The sequence below is a fragment of the Microbacterium sp. 4-7 genome (assembly GCF_014332665.1).
Classification (GTDB): Bacteria; Actinomycetota; Actinomycetes; order Actinomycetales; family Microbacteriaceae; genus Microbacterium.
The window spans coordinates 25,206-43,159 of sequence record NZ_MCRH01000009.1 but is presented as its reverse complement, the minus strand read 5'-3'; the positions used below and the strand labels follow the sequence as shown (position 1 = coordinate 43,159).

Annotated in this window: 19 protein-coding genes; 14 read left to right on the top strand and 5 right to left on the bottom strand. The window is 67.9% G+C overall.

Annotation, left to right across the window (positions count from 1 at the left end; genetic code table 11):
* Positions 1–32 precede the first annotated feature (32 nt).
* The 3 genes from BEP68_RS17545 (at position 33) to BEP68_RS17535 (ending at position 2,357) form a co-directional block, all read left to right on the top strand.
* A complete protein-coding gene (locus tag BEP68_RS17545) occupies positions 33–473 on the top strand; it encodes a MarR family transcriptional regulator (RefSeq protein WP_056279186.1) in 441 nt (146 codons plus the stop codon).
* Positions 474–478: 5 nt separating this feature from the next.
* Positions 479–1,825 carry an MFS transporter gene (locus BEP68_RS17540; RefSeq protein WP_187250793.1) on the top strand — a complete coding sequence of 449 codons (1,347 nt, stop codon included), beginning with the start codon at positions 479–481 and terminating at the stop codon, positions 1,823–1,825.
* 91 nt (positions 1,826–1,916) lie between these two features.
* On the top strand, positions 1,917–2,357 hold the full coding sequence (locus BEP68_RS17535) for a hypothetical protein (RefSeq protein WP_187250799.1): 441 nt from the start codon (positions 1,917–1,919) through the stop codon (positions 2,355–2,357).
* 70 nt (positions 2,358–2,427) lie between these two features.
* Here the strand turns inward: BEP68_RS17535 and BEP68_RS17530 are convergent, their stop codons facing one another.
* Complete coding sequence (locus BEP68_RS17530) at positions 2,428–2,724, bottom strand: hypothetical protein (RefSeq protein ID WP_187250727.1); 297 nt, start codon at positions 2,722–2,724, stop codon at positions 2,428–2,430.
* Positions 2,725–2,885: 161 nt separating this feature from the next.
* Here BEP68_RS17530 and BEP68_RS17525 point away from each other — a divergent pair, with 161 nt between their 5' ends.
* Genes BEP68_RS17525 through BEP68_RS17505 form a run of 5 tightly spaced genes read left to right on the top strand, consistent with a single transcriptional unit; the run spans position 2,886 to position 7,608 of the window.
* Positions 2,886–3,821 carry an iron-siderophore ABC transporter substrate-binding protein gene (locus BEP68_RS17525; protein ID WP_072591924.1) on the top strand — a complete coding sequence of 312 codons (936 nt, stop codon included), beginning with the start codon at positions 2,886–2,888 and terminating at the stop codon, positions 3,819–3,821.
* A complete protein-coding gene (locus tag BEP68_RS17520) occupies positions 3,818–4,870 on the top strand; it encodes a FecCD family ABC transporter permease (RefSeq protein WP_187250726.1) in 1,053 nt (350 codons plus the stop codon). Before BEP68_RS17525 ends, BEP68_RS17520 begins: the two co-directional genes overlap by 4 nt.
* Entirely contained in the window at positions 4,867–5,931 is a 1,065-nt protein-coding gene (locus tag BEP68_RS17515) for a FecCD family ABC transporter permease (RefSeq protein WP_315985331.1), read from the top strand. Before BEP68_RS17520 ends, BEP68_RS17515 begins: the two co-directional genes overlap by 4 nt.
* Positions 5,924–6,760 (top strand): ABC transporter ATP-binding protein, encoded by an 837-nt coding sequence (locus tag BEP68_RS17510; RefSeq protein ID WP_053097784.1) that lies wholly within the window; start codon positions 5,924–5,926, stop codon positions 6,758–6,760. Before BEP68_RS17515 ends, BEP68_RS17510 begins: the two co-directional genes overlap by 8 nt.
* Entirely contained in the window at positions 6,757–7,608 is an 852-nt protein-coding gene (locus tag BEP68_RS17505; RefSeq protein WP_315985330.1) for a siderophore-interacting protein, read from the top strand. Before BEP68_RS17510 ends, BEP68_RS17505 begins: the two co-directional genes overlap by 4 nt.
* Positions 7,609–7,681: 73 nt before the next feature.
* On the opposite strand, the gene nrdF is transcribed toward BEP68_RS17505, so the two are convergent.
* From nrdF to nrdH, 4 genes are read right to left on the bottom strand one after another with little or no spacing between them, the layout of a single operon-like run.
* Positions 7,682–8,662, bottom strand: a complete 981-nt coding sequence (gene nrdF / locus BEP68_RS17500) for a class 1b ribonucleoside-diphosphate reductase subunit beta (protein WP_056279164.1) — start codon at positions 8,660–8,662, stop codon at positions 7,682–7,684.
* Positions 8,663–8,695: 33 nt separating this feature from the next.
* Entirely contained in the window at positions 8,696–10,816 is a 2,121-nt protein-coding gene (gene nrdE, locus BEP68_RS17495) for a class 1b ribonucleoside-diphosphate reductase subunit alpha (protein ID WP_053099256.1), read from the bottom strand.
* 20 nt (positions 10,817–10,836) lie between these two features.
* Positions 10,837–11,298 carry a class Ib ribonucleoside-diphosphate reductase assembly flavoprotein NrdI gene (nrdI, locus tag BEP68_RS17490; protein WP_053097788.1) on the bottom strand — a complete coding sequence of 154 codons (462 nt, stop codon included), beginning with the start codon at positions 11,296–11,298 and terminating at the stop codon, positions 10,837–10,839.
* Positions 11,299–11,304: 6 nt separating this feature from the next.
* Complete coding sequence (gene nrdH / locus BEP68_RS17485; RefSeq protein ID WP_042537838.1) at positions 11,305–11,538, bottom strand: glutaredoxin-like protein NrdH; 234 nt, start codon at positions 11,536–11,538, stop codon at positions 11,305–11,307.
* 389 nt (positions 11,539–11,927) lie between these two features.
* Between nrdH and BEP68_RS17480 the strand changes: the two genes are divergently transcribed.
* The 6 genes from BEP68_RS17480 to BEP68_RS17455 all read left to right on the top strand — a co-directional run bounded on the left by BEP68_RS17480 (position 11,928) and on the right by BEP68_RS17455 (position 17,954).
* Positions 11,928–13,136 carry an MFS transporter gene (locus BEP68_RS17480; RefSeq protein ID WP_187250725.1) on the top strand — a complete coding sequence of 403 codons (1,209 nt, stop codon included), beginning with the start codon at positions 11,928–11,930 and terminating at the stop codon, positions 13,134–13,136.
* Positions 13,133–14,047: a sugar kinase gene (locus tag BEP68_RS17475; RefSeq protein WP_072591928.1), complete on the top strand. Its 915-nt coding sequence runs from the start codon at positions 13,133–13,135 to the stop codon at positions 14,045–14,047. Before BEP68_RS17480 ends, BEP68_RS17475 begins: the two co-directional genes overlap by 4 nt.
* Before the next feature lie 44 nt (positions 14,048–14,091).
* Positions 14,092–14,850 carry an alpha/beta fold hydrolase gene (locus tag BEP68_RS17470; protein ID WP_187250724.1) on the top strand — a complete coding sequence of 253 codons (759 nt, stop codon included), beginning with the start codon at positions 14,092–14,094 and terminating at the stop codon, positions 14,848–14,850.
* Positions 14,847–16,007, top strand: coding sequence for an acyl-CoA dehydrogenase family protein (locus tag BEP68_RS17465; protein WP_053097792.1), 1,161 nt, complete (start codon positions 14,847–14,849; stop codon positions 16,005–16,007). The genes BEP68_RS17470 and BEP68_RS17465 overlap by 4 nt, the downstream gene beginning before the upstream one ends.
* An 88-nt stretch (positions 16,008–16,095) precedes the next feature.
* A complete protein-coding gene (locus tag BEP68_RS17460) occupies positions 16,096–16,563 on the top strand; it encodes an Lrp/AsnC family transcriptional regulator (protein ID WP_053097793.1) in 468 nt (155 codons plus the stop codon).
* On the top strand, positions 16,560–17,954 hold the full coding sequence (locus tag BEP68_RS17455) for an aspartate aminotransferase family protein (protein WP_187250723.1): 1,395 nt from the start codon (positions 16,560–16,562) through the stop codon (positions 17,952–17,954). Before BEP68_RS17460 ends, BEP68_RS17455 begins: the two co-directional genes overlap by 4 nt.

The following is a 17,954-nucleotide window of genomic DNA, read 5'->3' as shown; positions in this document are numbered from 1 at the left end:
TCCGGGCGAAAATTACTTAGACTGTCTAAGTAATGTCTGCGCCTGATGATTCCCTCCACCTCACCGCGACAGACCTGCGCATGGCGACGTTCCGGCTCGCACGGCGCCTGCGATGCGCTCGCGCCGTCGACGCGATGAGCGACGCGCAGCTCGCGGTGCTCGCGACGCTGCGCATGCACGGTCGCCGCACCATCAGCTCCCTGGCCGAGCGCGAGCGGGTCACCGCGCCGTCGATGACGAACATGATCAACGGGCTCGAAGAGCAGGGATTCGTGCTCCGCACTCCGGATGCCGAAGATCGCCGCCGCGTGCAGGTCGACATCACCGAGGCAGGCACCGAGATCGTGGAGCAGACCATCCGACGAAGAGACGAGCTGCTCGCCGAGATGCTCGGCGAACTGGACTTCACGGAGGACGAATTGGCGACGCTGCGCGCAGCGAGCGCCCTGATGCGAAAGGTGGTCGACCGATGAGCGCGATGTTCCGTTCCTTCTCGAACATCAACTACCGCATCTGGTTCGCCGGCGCCCTCGTCTCGAACATCGGCGGGTGGATGCAGGCGACCGCCCAGGACTGGGTCGTGCTCACCGAGCTCACCGACAACGACGCCGCGGCCATGGGCGTCACGATGGCGCTGCAGTTCGGTCCGCCGCTCGTGCTCGTGAGCCTCACCGGATGGGTCGCCGATCGCTTCGAGCGCCGCCGCATCCTGCTCGCCACCCAGAGCGCGCTGCTGATGCTCGCGATCGCCGTCGGCGTGCTGCTGCTCAACGGCGTGATGACGCTGCCGATGATGTTCTGCTTCGCTGCGGCGTTCGGTGTCGTCAACGCCTTCGACGCCCCCGCGCGGCAGGCGTTCGTCTCCGACATGGTCTCCGCCGGCGACACGTCCAACGCGGTCGCCCTCAACTCGGCATCCTTCAACCTGGCCCGCATGATCGGCCCGGCCGTCGGCGGACTGCTGATCGTCGCGATCGGCTCGGGGTGGGTGTTCATCGCGAACGCGGTGACCTTCCTGGCGATGCTCGTCGCGCTGATGCTGCTGCGCACCGGCCAACTCGCACCCCGGCTGAAGAACCGCCGTCCCGGCGGGCTCGCCGAAGGATTCCGCTACGTGTGGGGACGCAGCGACCTGCGCGTCGTGTTCGTGACGGTGTTCCTGATCGGCGCGTTCGGCATGAACTTCCCGATCTTCGCCTCGACCATGGCGATCGAGTTCGGGGCTGGTGCCGACGGCTACGGCGTGCTGAGCTCGGTGCTCGCGATCGGCTCGCTCGCCGGTGCGCTCCTGGCTGCCCGGCGTGACCGAGCCAGGGTGCGTGTCGTGATCTTGGCTGCCGGGGGATTCGGCGTCGCGGCGTTCGTCTCCGCATCCATGCCCACGTATCTGACGTACGCGATCACGCTGACGTTCACCGGGTTCATGATCGTGACGCTGCTGACGACCGCCAACGGCTACGTGCAGATGACCACCGCGCCTGCCCTGCGGGGCCGCGTGCTCGCGCTGTACATGGCCGTGATCATGGGCTCGACGCCGGTCGGCGCCCCGATCGCCGGGTGGGTGGCCGACACCTTCGGGCCGCGCACGGCGATCATGCTCGGCGGCACCGCCGGTTTCGTCGCGTGCGCGATCGGCGCGATCTGGGTCTTCACCTCCGGACGACTGCACCGCTCCGAGGGCAGCCGATTCCTGATGACGCTCGACGAGACGCGACCGCTGAACATCGTCGACGAGGCCGAGATCCTCGCGAAGAAGGCCGAACCGGTCGAGTTCAGCGACGAGGCAGCCGTCACCACGCCGATCCGCACCTCGAAGAAGAACTGACCGCGTTCTGACCGGGCATCGCGGGCGGAACGCGTGAGACCGGTTTGTCAATGCCCTCCACGCGCAGGCGGGGTGGACGTACCGTCACGTCATGGACCAGAACACAGGACGCACCCCGCACCCCGAGCAGCCCGCAGAAGGCTCCCCCGACGTGATCCCCGAGCACAACACCGCTCCTGACGGCCAGTCGACGGCGGACGCCGGGCGTCAGCCCGACGAGCTCGACGGAAACGCCCAGGGCTCCACTCAGGGCGGCGCGATCCAGGGCGACAGCTCGCACGGCGACTCGCCGCGCGGTGCCATCCAGGGCGACGCCGACGACGAGAACGCGCAGGGCGCTGCCCAGGGCGGCGCCATCCAGGGCGACAGCTCGCACGGCGAATCACCCCGCGGCGCCATCCAGGGCGACGCCAGCCCCGACCGCGACGCGGCCATCGGCGGCGACGAGAACACCGAAGACCAGCTGACGGCCGACAATGAGGTCGAGCAGGACACCCTGCGCACGCTGGACCCGAACGACACCCCGGCCTGAGCGCGCGGGAACGACGAAGGGGGCGGATGCCGCAGCATCCGCCCCCTTCGTGCGCCGTCTGACAGGGCGTTCAGCGAATCGTCCCGGCCCGCACGAGCAACCGCCGCACTCCGATCACGCCTGCCGCCACCGCCAGTTCGCCGACGAGGCGCGCGCCGAACGTCGCCGTCAGCACGCCGGGCACCAAGTGCTCGGGGGAGAACACCGGCAAGGCGACGAGGAACAGCACGACGCCGGCGACCGCAGCGGCAAGGAGGATGCGGCGTGCGCTCGCTGTCGTTCCCCGCTGGAGCGGCAGGACCAGATCGAGCGCGATGGCGGCGCAGACCATCGGCACCGCAGCGATCGGACCGATCGGGGAGATCACCCCCGCCCGAATGAGCCGAATTCACCCCCTGTTTTCACCCCTTGCTCGGAACGGTGGGGCGTCATGGTGCACGGCACGAGTGACCAAACTGTTAGGGTTGCCTAACCAACATCGATCTGATCGGTGTCGTTCCCCTCCCCGGTCCCGAAAGGTCATTCACCATGCCCTCCAGCCTCCGTCTTCGCGCCGTCACGGCCTTGGCCGCCTCAGGATGCGCACTGCTTCTGCTCGCCGGCTGCGCCGCTGAGCCGACCGCCGTCACCGATGCGGCGGGGGAATCCGCCGGCACCCACGACGTCGAGCATGCCCGCGGCACCACCGCGGTCCCCGACGAGCCGCAGCGCGTGGTGACCCTCGAACCGCTCGAGCTCGACACCGCCGTCGCGGTCGGCATCGAGCCGGTCGGCGCTGCGGTCGCGAGCAACGTCGCAGGAGCACCGGCATACCTCGGCGCCGACGACGTCGAGCCCGTGGGCACTGTTCCCGAACCCGACCTCGAGGCCATCGCCGCGCTCGAGCCCGATCTGATCCTCGGAACCGAGGCCCGGCACTCCGAGCTCTACGAGCAGCTCTCGGCGATCGCCCCGACCGTGTTCATCGAGACCCAGGCCGACCCGTGGCGAGACAACGCCATGCTCATCGGCGAAGCGCTGGGCCGCGAGGCCGAGGTCGCTGATCTGCTCTCGGCCGTCGACGACCGGTGCGAGTCGCTGGCCGGCGAGTATGCGATTGACGGCGAGAGCGTGCAGCTGATCCGCCCCCGCGACGAGACGACCCTGAGCCTCTACGGACCGGTGTCGTTCTCGGGCAGCCTCCTCGAGTGCGCCGGGTTCACGATCCCCGCGCAGGAGTGGGCCGATGGGCTGCAGGCAGACATCTCACCCGAGAACATCGTCTCGGCGGCAGCGGACCATGTGTTCGTCACCGTGACCGACGTCGACGAGGCCTCGGAGATCCCCACCGCGATCACGCAGAACGCCGCAGCCTTCCCCTCGGTCACCCCTGTCGACACGAGCTACTGGGTCTCAGGAGTCGGGCCGAAGGGCGCACAGGCCGTGCTCGATGACATCGAGGCGTACCTCGAAGAGAGCCGGTGACGACTCTCTTCGAGGTCGAGACGTCGGGGGCTCCGCACGCGCGGATCCCCCGACGCGGCCGTCGTGCGGTCGTCGGTGCGATCGTCCTTCTCGCTGCACTCGCAGTCGCTGTCGTCCTCTCCCTTGCGATCGGCGCCAATCCCCTGTCCCCCGAGGCTGTCTGGACGACGCTGCGCGGCGGGGGCACTCCGGAGACGGACTACGTCCTGTTCGAGTTGCGCATACCTCGCACCGTCACGGGGATCGTCGCCGGCGCGGCGCTGGGTGTGGCCGGCGCTCTCATCCAGGCCTTCACCCGTAATCCGCTCGCCGACCCGGGCATCCTCGGCGTGAACGCCGGCGCCGCGCTCGCGGTCGCCCTCGGCGTGAGCCTGCTCGGCCTGCGCCACGTCTCGCAGTTCGTCTGGTTCGCCTTCTTCGGCGCCCTCATCGTCACGGTGGCCGTCTACCTGATCGGCTCGGCGGGACGCGGCTCCGCTGACCCGCTCCGCCTCACGCTCGCCGGGGTCGCACTCGGAGCCGTGCTCTCCGGCATCACGACGGGCATCTCCCTCAGCGATCCGGAAGCCTTCGACTCGATGCGCAGCTGGAACGCCGGAACGCTGCTCGGACGTGGTTTCGACGTCATCATTCCCGTCCTCCCGTTCGTCGCTGTCGGAGTCGCACTCGCAGTGCTGCTCGGTCCCGGCCTGAACGCCATCGGCCTCGGCGAAGACGTCGCTCGGGCACAGGGCGCGAACGTCGCAGGCATCCGCGTCGGGGTCATCATCGCCGTCACACTTCTCGCGGGCGCAGCGACCGCCCTCGCCGGCCCGATCTCGTTCATCGGGCTGATGGTGCCGCACGTGATCCGCTGGACGTTCGGCGTCGACCAGCGAGTGATCCTGCCGCTCTCCGCCGTGCTGGCACCGGTGATCCTGCTTCTCGCCGACGTCCTCGGCCGGGTCATCATCGCCCCGGCGGAAGTGCCTGTCGGAATCGTCGCGGCATTCGTCGGAGCGCCGGTGCTGATCGCGCTGGCGCGACGACGCCAGGTGAGCGCCCTGTGAGCGCGTCGATCGCCTCGGCGCTCACGGACGCCACCCGTTCCAGGATGATCCTGCACCTGGGGCCGCTGCGGATGCCGGTTCGCCGGCGCAGCATCCTCGTCGGCGTCGCTGCAGCGGCCACTCTGATCGTTCTGGGCATCCTGGCGCTGGGGCTGGGGAGCTATCCCCTCACTCCCCAGGAGGTCGTGCAGACGCTGCTCGGCGGGGGCGACGCCCTGCACCGCACGGTCGTGATCGACTGGCGCCTGCCACGCGCGATCGCGGCGATCACCGTCGGTGCGCTCCTCGGCATCGCCGGCGCGCTCTTCCAGACCGTCACGAGGAATCCGCTCGCGAGCCCCGACATCCTCGGCCTGTCCAACGGCGCGTTCACGGGCATGCTGATCGCGCTGGTGCTGGTCTCGGGGAGCTGGCCCGTGCTCACCGCCGGGTCTCTCATCGGCGGGTTCGCGACAGCCGTGGTGATCTGGCTGTTGTCGGCACGAGGCGGTGTGCACGGCTTCCGCCTCATCGTCGTGGGCATCGGAGTCTCGGCGATCCTCGCCTCTCTCAACACCTGGCTGCTCCTGCAGATCGAGCTCGAGACCGCGATGTTCGCGTCTGCCTGGGGCACTGGATCACTGAACGGCGTCACCGCAGGCCCGCTCGCGGGCGCGCTGCTGTGCGCCCTGCCGTTCGCCGTCGCAGCGCTTCTCCTCGTGCCGCGCATGCGTCAGCTCGAGCTGGGCGACGACATGGCCGCAGCCACAGGGGCCCGGCCGGGGCGGATCCGGGTCGTGGCGCTGCTCATCGGTGTCGCACTCGTCGCCGCCGCGACGACCGTCGCCGGCCCCGTGGCGTTCGTCGCGCTCGCTGCACCGCAGATCGCGCGCATTGTGGCCCGCACCCCGCACCTCTCGCTGATGCTGTCGGCGCTGTTCGGAGGACTCCTCCTGCTCGGTGCCGACCTCATCGCCCAGCACATGCTGCCCACTGCTCTGCCTGTCGGCGTCGTGACCGTGTCGGTCGGCGGCGCCTACCTCGTCCTGATGATCATCCTGGAGATCCGCCGCCGTGCTTGAGAACTCGACCTCGCCCGACCCCAGCGCCGCCTCGCGCCTCAGAGCCGAGAGCATCACGCTCACATACGACCGCACCGAGATCGTCCGCGAACTCTCCGTGGCTGTGCCCGCAGGAGGCTTCACGGTGATCATCGGGCCGAACGCGTGCGGCAAGTCCACGCTGCTGCGCGGCCTGTCGCGCCTGCTGCCTCCCTCGAGCGGGCGCGTCGTGCTCGACGGCCGGTCGATCAGCGAGTACCCGGCGAAGGAGGTGGCCCGCCGGCTGGGGCTGCTTCCTCAAAGTGCGACAGCGCCGGACGGCATCACCGTGGCCGATCTGGTCGCCCGCGGACGTTACCCGCATCAGAGTCTGATGCGCCAATGGTCGGATGCCGATGAGAGTGCTGTGCGGCACGCTCTCGACGCGACAGGAACAGCAGATCTCGCGTCACGCCCCGTCGATGCTCTGTCCGGTGGGCAGCGCCAGCGCGTCTGGGTGGCGATGGTGCTCGCGCAGGAGACGGATCTGCTGCTGCTCGACGAGCCGACCACTTTCCTCGACGTGGCCCACCAGGTGGATCTCATGGAGCTGCTCGCGCATCTCAATACGCAGGGACGCACACTCGTCGCCGTTCTGCACGACCTCAATCACGCCGCACGCTACGCGAGCCACATCATCGCGATGCGCGAGGGCCGCATCGTCGCTCAAGGCCCACCCCGCGAGGTCATCACGAGCGAACGAGTGCAGCAGGTGTTCGGCCTGGCGAACGTCGTGATCGATGATCCCGTCACCGGAGGACCGCTGGTGGTGCCGCTGCGCGGCTCGGCTCCTGCGGGAGTGCGGTCGTGACCGCCGAGCGCCCATGGGCCTACAGCGCTTTCCCGGTGGAGGTTCGCGCACGCGTGATGCTCAGCCCGCATTTCGTCAGGCTGACCCTGGGCGGTGAGAGTCTGCGGAACTTCGCCGACTGGGGCATGGATCAGCGCATCAAGGTCGTCCTGCCGCTGGCCGACGGAGGCATCGCCGACTTCGGACTGCTCGACGAGCCGACACCGCATCCCTCCGACTGGTACACACGGTGGCGCGCCCTCCCTGAAGACGAACGCAACGTGCTGCGCACCTACACCCCCGCCGCGATCAGAGCCGAGGACCGCGAGATCGACATCGACTTCTTCCTCCACGAGCCCGCCGGGCCCGCCTCTGCATGGGCGGCCGCGGCGACCCCGGGCGACCGGCTCGTCGTCAACGGTCCCGACGCGCGAATGGGGTGGACCGGGTACGGACTGCACTGGCATCCCGGCGATGCGGGGCGGTTCTTGATCATCGCCGACGAGACGGCATTCCCGGCTGTGCGCGGCATCCTCGACTCCCTCGGGCCGGACGCGCGCGCCGAGGTCATCCTCGAATGCGGTCACCCCGCCGATGATCTCATCTCGCCGGCTGCCCCCGACACCGCGCGCGTGCATCGCGTGCTGCGCGACGCCCCGGATTCGACGGCGATCGAACGGGCGGTGCACGCCTGGGGCGCCACCCACGGTGCGTCGGCCCGCGAGGACACCGCCTTCTACGCATGGATCGCGGGTGAGTCCGGCATGACCACCGGTATTCGCCGGTATCTGACCTCCGGCCTCGGCATTCCGAAGGAACGGGTCTCCTTCCTCGGCTACTGGCGTCGAGGTGGGCCACTCGTCGGGTGATCCGCGGAGCGGAGCACGACGAAGGGGGCGGATGCCGCAGCATCCGCCCCCTTCGTGTCGTTCAGCAGGTGACTCAGAAGTCCCAGTCGTCGTCTTCCGTCGCCTCGGCCTTGCCGATGACGTACGACGATCCCGATCCCGAGAAGAAGTCGTGGTTCTCGTCGGCGTTCGGCGAGAGAGCCGACAGGATCGCCGGGTTCACGTTCGTGACGGTCGAGGGGAACATCGCTTCGTAGCCGAGGTTCATCAGCGCCTTGTTGGCGTTGTAGTGCAGGAACTTCTTGACGTCCTCGGTCAGGCCGACGCCGTCGTAGAGGTCCTGCGTGTACTGCACCTCGTTGTCGTAGAGCTCGAACAGCAGGTTGAAGGTGTAGTCCTTCAGCTCCTGGCGGCGCTCCTCGGTCTCCTTCTCGAGACCCTTCTGGAACTTGTAGCCGATGTAGTACCCGTGCACGGCCTCGTCACGGATGATGAGGCGGATCAGGTCGGCCGTGTTCGTGAGCTTCGCCTTCGACGACCAGTAGATCGGCAGGTAGAAGCCCGAGTAGAACAGGAACGACTCGAGCAGCGTCGAGGCGACCTTGCGCTTGAGCGGGTCGTCGCCCTGGTAGTAGTCCATGATGATCTGAGCCTTCTTCTGAAGGTTCGGGTTCTCGGTGGACCAGCGGAACGCCTCATCGATCTCCTTCGTCGACGCGAGCGTCGAGAAGATCGAGGAGTAGCTCTTCGCGTGCACCGACTCCATGAACGCGATGTTCGTGTACACGGCCTCTTCGTGAGGCGTGATCGCGTCGGGGATCAGCGAGACGGCGCCGACGGTGCCCTGGATCGTGTCGAGCAGCGTCAGACCGGTGAACACGCGCATGGTGAGCAGCTGCTCATCGGGCGTGAGCGTGTTCCACGACTGGACGTCGTTCGACAGCGGCACCTTCTCAGGCAGCCAGAAGTTGTTCACCAGGCGGTTCCAGACCTCGAGGTCCTTGTCGTCCTGGATGCGGTTCCAGTTGATCGCCTGAACGCTGTCGACCAGCTTGAGCGGGGGGTGAGGAGTCATGATTCTTCGTCGTTTCTCGTGTTCAGGGCCGGATCAGAGCATGCACGAGACGCACTCGGCCATGTCGGTGCCCTCGAGCGCCATCTGACGCAGACGGATGTAGTAGATCGTCTTGATGCCCTTGCGCCATGCGTAGATCTGAGCCTTGTTGATGTCACGCGTCGTGGCGGTGTCCTTGAAGAACAGCGTCAGCGACAGGCCCTGGTCGACGTGCTGGGTGGCGGCGGCGTAGGTGTCGATGACCTTCTCGTAGCCGATCTCGTACGCGTCCTGGTAGTACTCCAGGTTGTCGTTCGTCATGAACGGCGCCGGGTAGTAGACGCGGCCGAGCTTGCCTTCCTTGCGGATCTCGATCTTCGACGCGATCGGGTGGATCGACGACGTCGAGTTGTTGATGTACGAGATCGAGCCGGTCGGGGGCACCGCCTGCAGGTTCTGGTTGTAGATGCCGTGCTCCTGGATCGACGCCTTCAGCGCCACCCAGTCCTCCTGCGTCGGGATGTGCTTGCCCGCGAAGAGCTCCTTGACCTTCTCGGTCTCGGGAACCCAGGCGCGCTCGATGTACTTGTCGAAGAACTCCCCCGACGCGTAGGTCGAGTCCTCGAAGCCGTCGAAGGCCTGCTTGCGCTCGATCGCGATGTTGTTCGAGGCGCGCAGCGCGTGGAACAGCACCGTGTAGAAGTAGATGTTCGTGAAGTCGATGCCCTCTTCGGAGCCGTAGTGCACGTGCTCGCGGGCGAGGTAGCCGTGCAGGTTCATCTGGCCGAGGCCGATCGCGTGCGAACGGTCGTTGCCGTCCTCGATCGAGCGGACCGAGCGGATGTGGCTCTGGTCGCTCACCGCGCTCAGCGCACGGATCGCGGTCTCGACCGTCTGGCCCAGGTCATCGGCATCCATCGACAGCGCGATGTTCATCGAGCCGAGGTTGCAGGAGATGTCCTTGCCGATCTGGTCGTACGACAGGTCGTCGTTGTACGTGGTCGGCGTGTTCACCTGCAGGATCTCGCTGCAGAGGTTGGACATGTTGATGCGGCCCTTGATCGGGTTGGCCTTGTTCACCGTGTCCTCGAACATGATGTACGGGTAGCCCGACTCGAACTGGATCTCGGCGATCGTCTGGAAGAACTCGCGCGCGTTGATCTTCGTCTTCTTGATGCGCGGGTCGTCGACCATCTCGCGGTACTTCTCGGTGACCGAGATGTCGCCGAAGGGGACGCCGTAGACCTTCTCGACGTCGTACGGCGAGAAGAGGTACATGTCCTCGCCGTTCTTCGCCAGCTCGAACGTGATGTCGGGCACGACGACGCCGAGCGACAGCGTCTTGATGCGGATCTTCTCGTCGGCGTTCTCACGCTTGGTGTCGAGGAAGCGCATGATGTCGGGGTGGTGTGCGTTGAGGTACACCGCACCCGCACCCTGACGCGCACCGAGCTGGTTGGCGTAGCTGAAGCTGTCTTCGAGGAGCTTCATCACGGGGATGATGCCCGAGGACTGGTTCTCGATCTGCTTGATCGGCGCACCGGCCTCACGGATGTTCGAGAGCAGGAGCGCCACTCCGCCGCCGCGCTTGGAGAGCTGGAGGGCGGAGTTGATGCCGCGGGCGATCGACTCCATGTTGTCCTCGATGCGCAGCAGGAAGCAGCTGACGAGCTCGCCGCGCTGGGCCTTGCCCGAGTTGAGGAAGGTCGGGGTCGCGGGCTGGAAGCGGCCGGAGATGATCTCCTCGACCAGTGCGACGGCGAGCTGCTCGTCGCCGCCGGCGAGGCCGAGGGCCGTCATCACGACGCGGTCCTCGAAGCGCTCGAGGTAGCGCTTGCCGTCGAACGTCTTGAGCGTGTAGCTCGTGTAGTACTTGAAGGCGCCGAGGAACGTCTCGAAGCGGAACTTCTTGCCGTAGGCGAGGTCATTGAGCTTCTGGATGAACTCGAGCGAGTACTGCTCGATCACGGCCGGCTCGTAGTACTCCTTCTCGACGAGGTAGTCGAGGCGCTCCTTGAGCGAGTGGAAGAACACCGTGTTCTGGTTGACGTGCTGCAGGAAGTACTCGCGCGCCGCCCGCTTGTCGGCGTCGAACTGGATCTTGCCGTTCGCGTCGTACAGGTTCAGCATCGCGTTGAGGGCGTGATAGTCCAGGCCCTCGTAGGTCGGGTTCATCTTGAACGCCACCGTATCCGTCACTGAGTCGGCTCCTGCCTGCTCGTCAACTGCGGTACCCACCGTCGCTCCAATCCGTCGCTCACGCGATCTACATCGTCTTGTGTGCCGAAGATCTCGAGCCGATACAAGTGAGGCACGTTGCACTTGCGGCTGATGATGTCACCGGCGAGACAGAACGAGTCGCCGAAGTTGGTGTTGCCCGCCGAGATGACTCCGCGGATGTGACGCCGGTTGCGCTCGTCGTTGAGGAACCGGATGACCTGCTTGGGCACCGCGCCTCGTTCGACGCCGCGCCCCTCACCCCCGCCATAGGTGGGGGTGACCAGCACGAAGGGCTCGTCGACGACGAGTTCTTCCTGCTGTCGGAGAAGGGGAATGCGTCGGGCCGGGAGCCCGAGCTTCTCGACGAAGCGCGCGGTGTTACCCGAGGCGCTCGAGAAGTAGACCAGGAGCGGCGCGGCGGTCGCGACGGCGCTCATGGCGGATCACGCCAGACGCGAGGCGAGCTCGTCGATCTTGTCGGGGCGGAAGCCCGACCAGTGACCCTCGTCGGTGACGACGACGGGTGCCTGCATGTAGCCGAGCGCCTTGACCTGCTCGAGCGCCGTGGCGTCCTCCGACAGGTCGAGGATCTCGTACTCGATGCCCTTGGCGTCGAGCGCGCGGTAGGTGGCGTTGCACTGAACGCAGGACGGCTTCGTGTAGACCGTGATCGACATCTTTTCGCTTCCCCTCACATCTCTGGCCTGCATCTGAATCAGGCTGTTTTCCGGTAGACCCTCACCGGGATCTCAATACTACATATAGGTACGGACATTCAGGGTGACCACTAGGGGTAGTAGTTACATACGTGTAGTTTTCCACCGCTCTCCACTGTTACAACACAGGTTCTCCACCGTTTCTTCCACAGGCACAGCCCCCTTGACAGTGCCTCCGAACCGCGAGAAATCGCGGCTGGGAACGACCTGTGAGAGATCCATCCACAGGGGGGACGATACGGCCGACCTCGGACATCGGATTTTCTGTGGAAACTCGGTTTGGGCGTGTCGCGGCGTGTCGCGGAGGAGCCGCTTGGACCCGCGTCCGCGCCTCCCGGTAGCGTTGACCCGTGGCGGGATATCGGGACCTTCTTCGCACGCCCGGAGTGGCGCGCATGATCGCTGCACAGCTGACCGCTCGCTTCCCCAACGGGATGACCTCGCTCGCGATCCTGCTGCACGTCGAGCAGCAGACCGGGTCATACGGCTCGGCGGGCCTCGTGCTGGCCGCGACGAGCGTCGGGCAGGCCGTCGCCGGCCCGATCACGAGTCGGTGGATGGGCGCCTGGGGCATGCGCCGCGTGCTCACCCTGACGCTCAGCGTCTGCGTCGTCGCCGTGCTGGGGCTCGCGCTCCTCCCCCTCAGCATCCCCGGCTACATGATCCTGGGCATGATCGCCGGTCTCTCGACCCCGCCGGTGCAGGCCGCCGTGCGCACCATCTATCCGAAGCTCGTGAACTCGAAGCAGCTCACTCCGCTGTTCTCCCTCGATGCCTCGCTGCAGGAGATCATCTGGGTCATCGCGCCCGTCGTGATCACCCTCGTCTCGACCCAGGTCGGCACCGCCGAGGGTCTCCTGCTCGTCGCCGTCGTGCTGGTGGGCGGCGGGGCGTGGTTCATCCTCTCGCCCGAGGTCGGTCGCGTGCGCATCCCCCGCAGCCGCAACGCCCTCGGCAAGGTCGTCCTCAAGCCGCCCGTGCTGCTCGCCACCGTCATCGGGTTCCTCCTCATCGGCGCCTGCTCCGCCGTCGAGGTCGGCGTCGTCGCCACGTTCGAGCACGGCAGCCTCGCCGCCGGCCTCGTGCTCGCCGTCTTCTCGGTCGGCAGCCTCGCCGGCGGACTCGCGTTCGGACACATCCCCATCGGCCCCTGGGCGATGGCCCGCCGTCTCGCGATCGTCACCGTCGGCCTGGCGCTCACCATGTTCTCCCTCAACGTGTTCTGGCTCGGCGGCACGCTGGTCCTCGCCGGCATCGGCATCGCGCCGGCCCTCGCCGTGCTGTTCGCCATCACGACCGCGAGCGTGAAGTTCAGCGAGACCGCCGAGGCGTTCGGCTGGGCGGGCACGGGACAGCTCATCGGTGCCGCGGCGGGCTCGGCGGTCGCCGGCTTCCTGGTCGACGCGACGGATCCGCGAGGCGCCTACCTCGCCGCGACGCTGTTCGCCGCAGCCGGCCTCGTCGTCTCGATCGTCTTCGTCCGCTCCTTCCCCGACCTGCGCCATCGCGACGCGAGTCCCCACCCCGACACCGAACCTCTGGCGGTCACCCCTTCATGAGCTCTGCCCCCTCCCCCGCATCCGCCGCCCCCGAGGTGGTCTGCATCGGCGAGTCCATGGGACTCGTCACCGCTCTCGGCGCCCCGCTCGCCGAGACCGAGACGGCTGCGCTCGGTCTGGCGGGAGCCGAGGGCAACGTCGCGGTCGGGCTCGTGTCGGCAGGGCACCGCGCCGCGTGGGCCTCACGCCTCGGTGACGACCCGATCGGCGTGCGCATCTCGACCGAGCTCGAGCGGCGCGGCGTCGACCTCTGGGTGACGACGGATGCGGATGCTCCCACCGGCGTCATGTTCAAGGACCCCGGCGTGGAGTCGTCGTCGGTCTACTACTACCGGCGCGGTTCGGCCGCCTCGCTGATGGCACCGGGGTTCCTCGACGCCGCCCAGCTCGCCGGCGTCCGCATCGTGCACACCACGGGCATCACCCCGGCGCTCTCGCCGTCCTGCCGCGCGATGGTCGATCAGCTGTTCGTCGACGCTCGCGCCGCCGGCGCCCTCGTGTCCTTCGACGTCAATGATCGCCGCGCACTGTGGACGATGCAGGATGCCGCCGACACTCTCGCCCGCCTCGCGGACGCCGCCGACATCGCCTTCGTCGGACGCGACGAGGCCGAGCGCATCTGGGGCACCGCGACCGCCGCCGAGATCCGCACCCGTCTGCCGCACTGCGGGCTGCTCATCGTCAAGGACGGCGACGTCGGGGCGACCGCGTTCCTCGGCGACGACGAGCCGGTGTTCGTGCCCGCTCCCCGTGTCGAGGTCGTCGAGCCGGTCGGCGCCGGAGACGCGTTCGCGGCCGGGTTCCTCGCCGCGACCCTCGACGGCGCAGATCTGTCGGCACGGCTGTCCGCGGGCCACACCGCAGCGGCCCGCGTGCTGACGACGCACGGCGACCTGCCGCCCCTCGACTGAGCTCCGCAGGCCTCACCGCCGCGAGCCGGTCGTAGGCTTGCTGCATGCCCGCACCGCTCACGCTGCCCCGCATCTCCTGGGGCGACCCGGCATCCGATCGTCGCGTTCTCCTCGTGCACGGGCTCGGCTCGTCCGCGGCTCTCATGTGGCGCGTCGGCACCGACCTCGCCGACGCCGGATGGCATGCGACCGCCGTCGATCTGCGTGGCCACGGCGATGCCCCGCGCGCCCTCGACTACTCGGTCGCCGCCTACGCGGCAGACCTCGCCACCACGACGCCCGACGGAGGGGGACCCTGGGATGCCGTCGTCGGCCACTCGCTCGGCGGGGCCTCCAGCACGGCGGCGGCGGCATCCGCTCCCGAGTGGACGCGCCGACTCGTGCTGCTCGATCCGGCGATCCTCGTCGGCGGCCGGGATGCCGCGATCGTCCGCAGGAGCCAGGAGCGCGCCTTCGCCGACAACAGGGTGGAGCTGGTGCAGCAGGAGCATCCGCACTGGCACCCGCAGGACTGGGAGCTGAAGGTCGACGCGGTGCACCGCGCGAGCGCCTGGGCGGTCGAGCAGACGAGTGCGCAGAACACTCCGTGGGACGTCACTGCGGATGCCGCCCGGCTGACCGTTCCCACCCATGTGATCGCCTCGGATCCCGCGGTCTACAGCATCTTCACCGGCGAGGTCGCGGCCGGCGTCCTCGCCTCCAACCCCCTCGTCACGATGTCGGTCGTCGAGGGCGCCGGGCACTCGCTGCACCGCGACAAGCCCGAAGAGACCGTCCGACAGCTGAGAGAGGCACTCGCGTGAGCACCTTCGATCCGACCGCGTACCTTCCCGACGACCTTCTCGAGCGCATCCGCGAGCGGGCGCCGATCCACGACCGCGAGAACACGTTCCCCGAGCAGGACCTCGATGAGCTCCGCGACGCGGGATATCTGTCGATCCTCGTGCCCGCCGAACGCGGGGGCGCGGGGCTCGGCCTCGCCGAGGCGGCGATCCTGCAGCAGCGTCTCGCGACCGCCGCTCCCGCCACGGCGCTCGCGATCAACATGCACCTGGTGTGGACCGGCGTCGCGAAGGTCTTCTCCGACCGCGGCGTGCCGGGTCTCGAGTTCGTGCAGGACGGCGCGGTCGCGGGCGAGGTCTTCGCCTTCGGAATCAGCGAGGGCGGCAACGACCTGGTGCTGTTCGGGAGCGACACCGAGGCCGCGCCCACCGCCGACGGAGGCTACGCGTTCACCGGCACGAAGATCTTCACCTCGCTCGCGCCCGTATGGACGAGGCTCGGGCTGCACGGCCTCGACACGACGAGCGCCGACGCTCCGAAGCTGGTCTTCGCCTTCGTCGACCGCACCGACGCGGTCGTCACGGGCGACGACTGGGACACCCTCGGCATGCGGGGCACTCAGAGCCGCACGACGCGTCTCGACGGAGCCGTGGCGGATGCCGCGCACGTGGTGCGTCGCATCGATCCGGGCCCGAACCCCGACCCCATCGTCTTCGGGATCTTCTCCGTCTTCGAGATCCTGCTCGCCTCCGTCTACACGGGCATCGCACGCCGTGCCCTCGACCTCGCGGTGCTCACCGCGCAGATGCGCCGTTCGAAGAAGACGGGTGCGACGTACAGCCAGGATCCCGACATCCGCTGGCGCATCGCCGACATGGGCCTCGCGTACGACGCGCTCCCGCCGCAGATCGCGGTGCTCGCCCGCGATGTCGATGAGAGGGTCGACAACGGCGCTCGGTGGTTCACGCTGCTGTCGGGCGTCAAGCACCGGGCGATCACGATGTCGAAGCACGTCGTCGATCAGGCGATGCTCGTCGCCGGCGGCGGCTCGTACTTCTCGTCGAACGAACTGTCGCGTCTCTACCGGGACGTCCTCGCGGGCGCATTCCATCCCTCCGATCCCGAATCGGCGCATTCCACTGCGGCGAGCGCCTGGCTCGGACCCCTCGAGGCATAAGCGCGATATTCTGCGGTTTCACCCCTGAGGCTCTGCCGATTCTGCGGAATCAGTTGAAGACCGGCCGCTGCGGTGCGAGGATCGCATCATGGCGTCCTCGAAGAAGCACCCCCCACTGGACGATGTCGCGAAGACGATCATCGAACTGCTGCAGGAGGACGGGCGACGCTCGTACTCCGACATCGGGCGAGAGGTGGGACTCAGCGAAGCCGCCGTCCGCCAACGCGTGCAGCGGCTCACCGAGTCCGGCGTGATGCAGATCGTCGCAGTGACCGATCCGATGCAGCTCGGCTTCCCCCGGCAGGCCATGATCGGCGTCCGCGTCTCGGGCGACACGAGGGTCGTGGCCGAGGCCATCGCCGAGATCGCCGCCATCGACTACGTCGTCATCACCGTGGGCTCGTTCGACATCCTCGCCGAGGTCGTCTGCGAGGACGACGAGGACCTCCTCGCCCTCATCAACGATCACATCCGCCCGATCGACGGGGTCCTGTCGACCGAGACCTTCATCTACGCCAAGCTGCAGAAGCAGCTCTACAACTGGGGGACCAGATGAGCACGCAACGCCCGACACCGTCCGAGTCCGAACTCCAGACCATGGCCAAGGACCACCTGTGGATGCACTTCACACGGCAGTCCACGATGGAGAAGAGCGGCGTCCCGATCATCGTCAAGGGCGACGGTCACCGCATCTGGGACTCGAAGGGCAAGGAGTACTTCGACGGCCTCGCCGGACTCTTCGTCGTCAACGCCGGCCACGGCCGCCGTCGGCTCGCCGAGGCCGCGGCGAAGCAGGCTTCCGAGCTGTCGTTCTTCCCGCTGTGGTCGTATGCGCACCCGGCGGCCATCGAGCTCGCCGATCGACTCGCGGCCGAGGCGCCCGGCGATCTGAACCGGGTGTTCTTCTCGACGGGCGGCGGCGAGGCGGTCGAGACCGCGTTCAAGCTCGCGAAGCACTACTGGAAGCTGATGGGCAAGCCCACCAAGCACAAGGTCATCTCGCGATCGGTCGCCTATCACGGCACCCCTCAGGGCGCACTGGCCATCACCGGCATCCCGGCGATGAAGTCCATGTTCGAGCCCGTCACCCCGGGTGGGTTCCGCGTGCCGAACACCAACTTCTACCGCGCGGCCGAGATGGGCGGCCCGAGCGACGACCTCGAGGCCTTCGGCCGCTGGGCCGCCGACCGCATCGAGGAGATGATCCTGTTCGAGGGCGCCGACACGGTCGCCGCGGTCTTCCTCGAGCCGGTGCAGAACTCGGGCGGATGCTTCCCGCCTCCTCCCGGATACTTCGCCAGGGTGCGCGAGATCTGCGACCGCCACGACGTGCTGCTCGTGTCGGACGAGGTCATCTGCGCGTTCGGTCGCCTGGGCCACACCTTCGCGTGCACGGGCCTCGGCTACGTGCCCGACATGATCACGTGCGCCAAGGGCATGACGAGCGGCTACTCGCCCATCGGCGCGACCGTCATCAGCGACCGGATCTACGAGCCGTTCTCGAAGGACGACGTGTCGTTCCCGCACGGCTACACGTTCGGCGGGCATCCGGTCTCGGCGGCCGTGGCCCTCGAGAACCTCGCGATCTTCGACGAGGAGGGGCTCAACGAGCACGTGCGCGAGAACTCGCCCCTGTTCCGCGCCGAGCTCGAGAAGCTCCTCGACATCCCGATCGTGGGCGATGTGCGCGGAGACGGCTACTTCTTCGGCATCGAGCTTGTGAAGGACAAGGCGACGCGGGAGACCTTCGACGACGACGAGTCCGAGCGCCTGCTGCGCGGCTTCCTCTCCCCCGCCCTGTTCGAGGCCGGGCTCTACTGCCGCGCCGACGACCGCGGCGACCCCGTGATCCAGCTCGCACCGCCGCTGACGGTGGGACCCGCGGAGTTCCGTCAGATCGAGCAGATCCTGCGGAGCGTGCTCACCGACGCCCAGTCGGTGCTCTGA

What these genes read in the sequence shown, in the direction of transcription:
- BEP68_RS17475 (WP_072591928.1), top strand. Translation starts at nt 13,133, where the DNA reads ATGAGCTCTGCCCCCTCCCCCGCATCCGCCGCCCCCGAGGTGGTCTGC.
- BEP68_RS17460 (WP_053097793.1), top strand. Translation starts at nt 16,096, where the DNA reads ATGGCGTCCTCGAAGAAGCACCCCCCACTGGACGATGTCGCGAAGACG.
- nrdE (WP_053099256.1), bottom strand. Translation starts at nt 10,816, where the DNA reads ATGAACCCGACCTACGAGGGCCTGGACTATCACGCCCTCAACGCGATG.
- nrdI (WP_053097788.1), bottom strand. Translation starts at nt 11,298, where the DNA reads ATGAGCGCCGTCGCGACCGCCGCGCCGCTCCTGGTCTACTTCTCGAGC.
- BEP68_RS17535 (WP_187250799.1), top strand. Translation starts at nt 1,917, where the DNA reads ATGGACCAGAACACAGGACGCACCCCGCACCCCGAGCAGCCCGCAGAA.
- BEP68_RS17525 (WP_072591924.1), top strand. Translation starts at nt 2,886, where the DNA reads ATGCCCTCCAGCCTCCGTCTTCGCGCCGTCACGGCCTTGGCCGCCTCA.
- BEP68_RS17545 (WP_056279186.1), top strand. Translation starts at nt 33, where the DNA reads ATGTCTGCGCCTGATGATTCCCTCCACCTCACCGCGACAGACCTGCGC.
- BEP68_RS17455 (WP_187250723.1), top strand. Translation starts at nt 16,560, where the DNA reads ATGAGCACGCAACGCCCGACACCGTCCGAGTCCGAACTCCAGACCATG.
- BEP68_RS17540 (WP_187250793.1), top strand. Translation starts at nt 479, where the DNA reads ATGTTCCGTTCCTTCTCGAACATCAACTACCGCATCTGGTTCGCCGGC.
- nrdF (WP_056279164.1), bottom strand. Translation starts at nt 8,662, where the DNA reads ATGACTCCTCACCCCCCGCTCAAGCTGGTCGACAGCGTTCAGGCGATC.
- nrdH (WP_042537838.1), bottom strand. Translation starts at nt 11,538, where the DNA reads ATGTCGATCACGGTCTACACGAAGCCGTCCTGCGTTCAGTGCAACGCC.
- BEP68_RS17470 (WP_187250724.1), top strand. Translation starts at nt 14,092, where the DNA reads ATGCCCGCACCGCTCACGCTGCCCCGCATCTCCTGGGGCGACCCGGCA.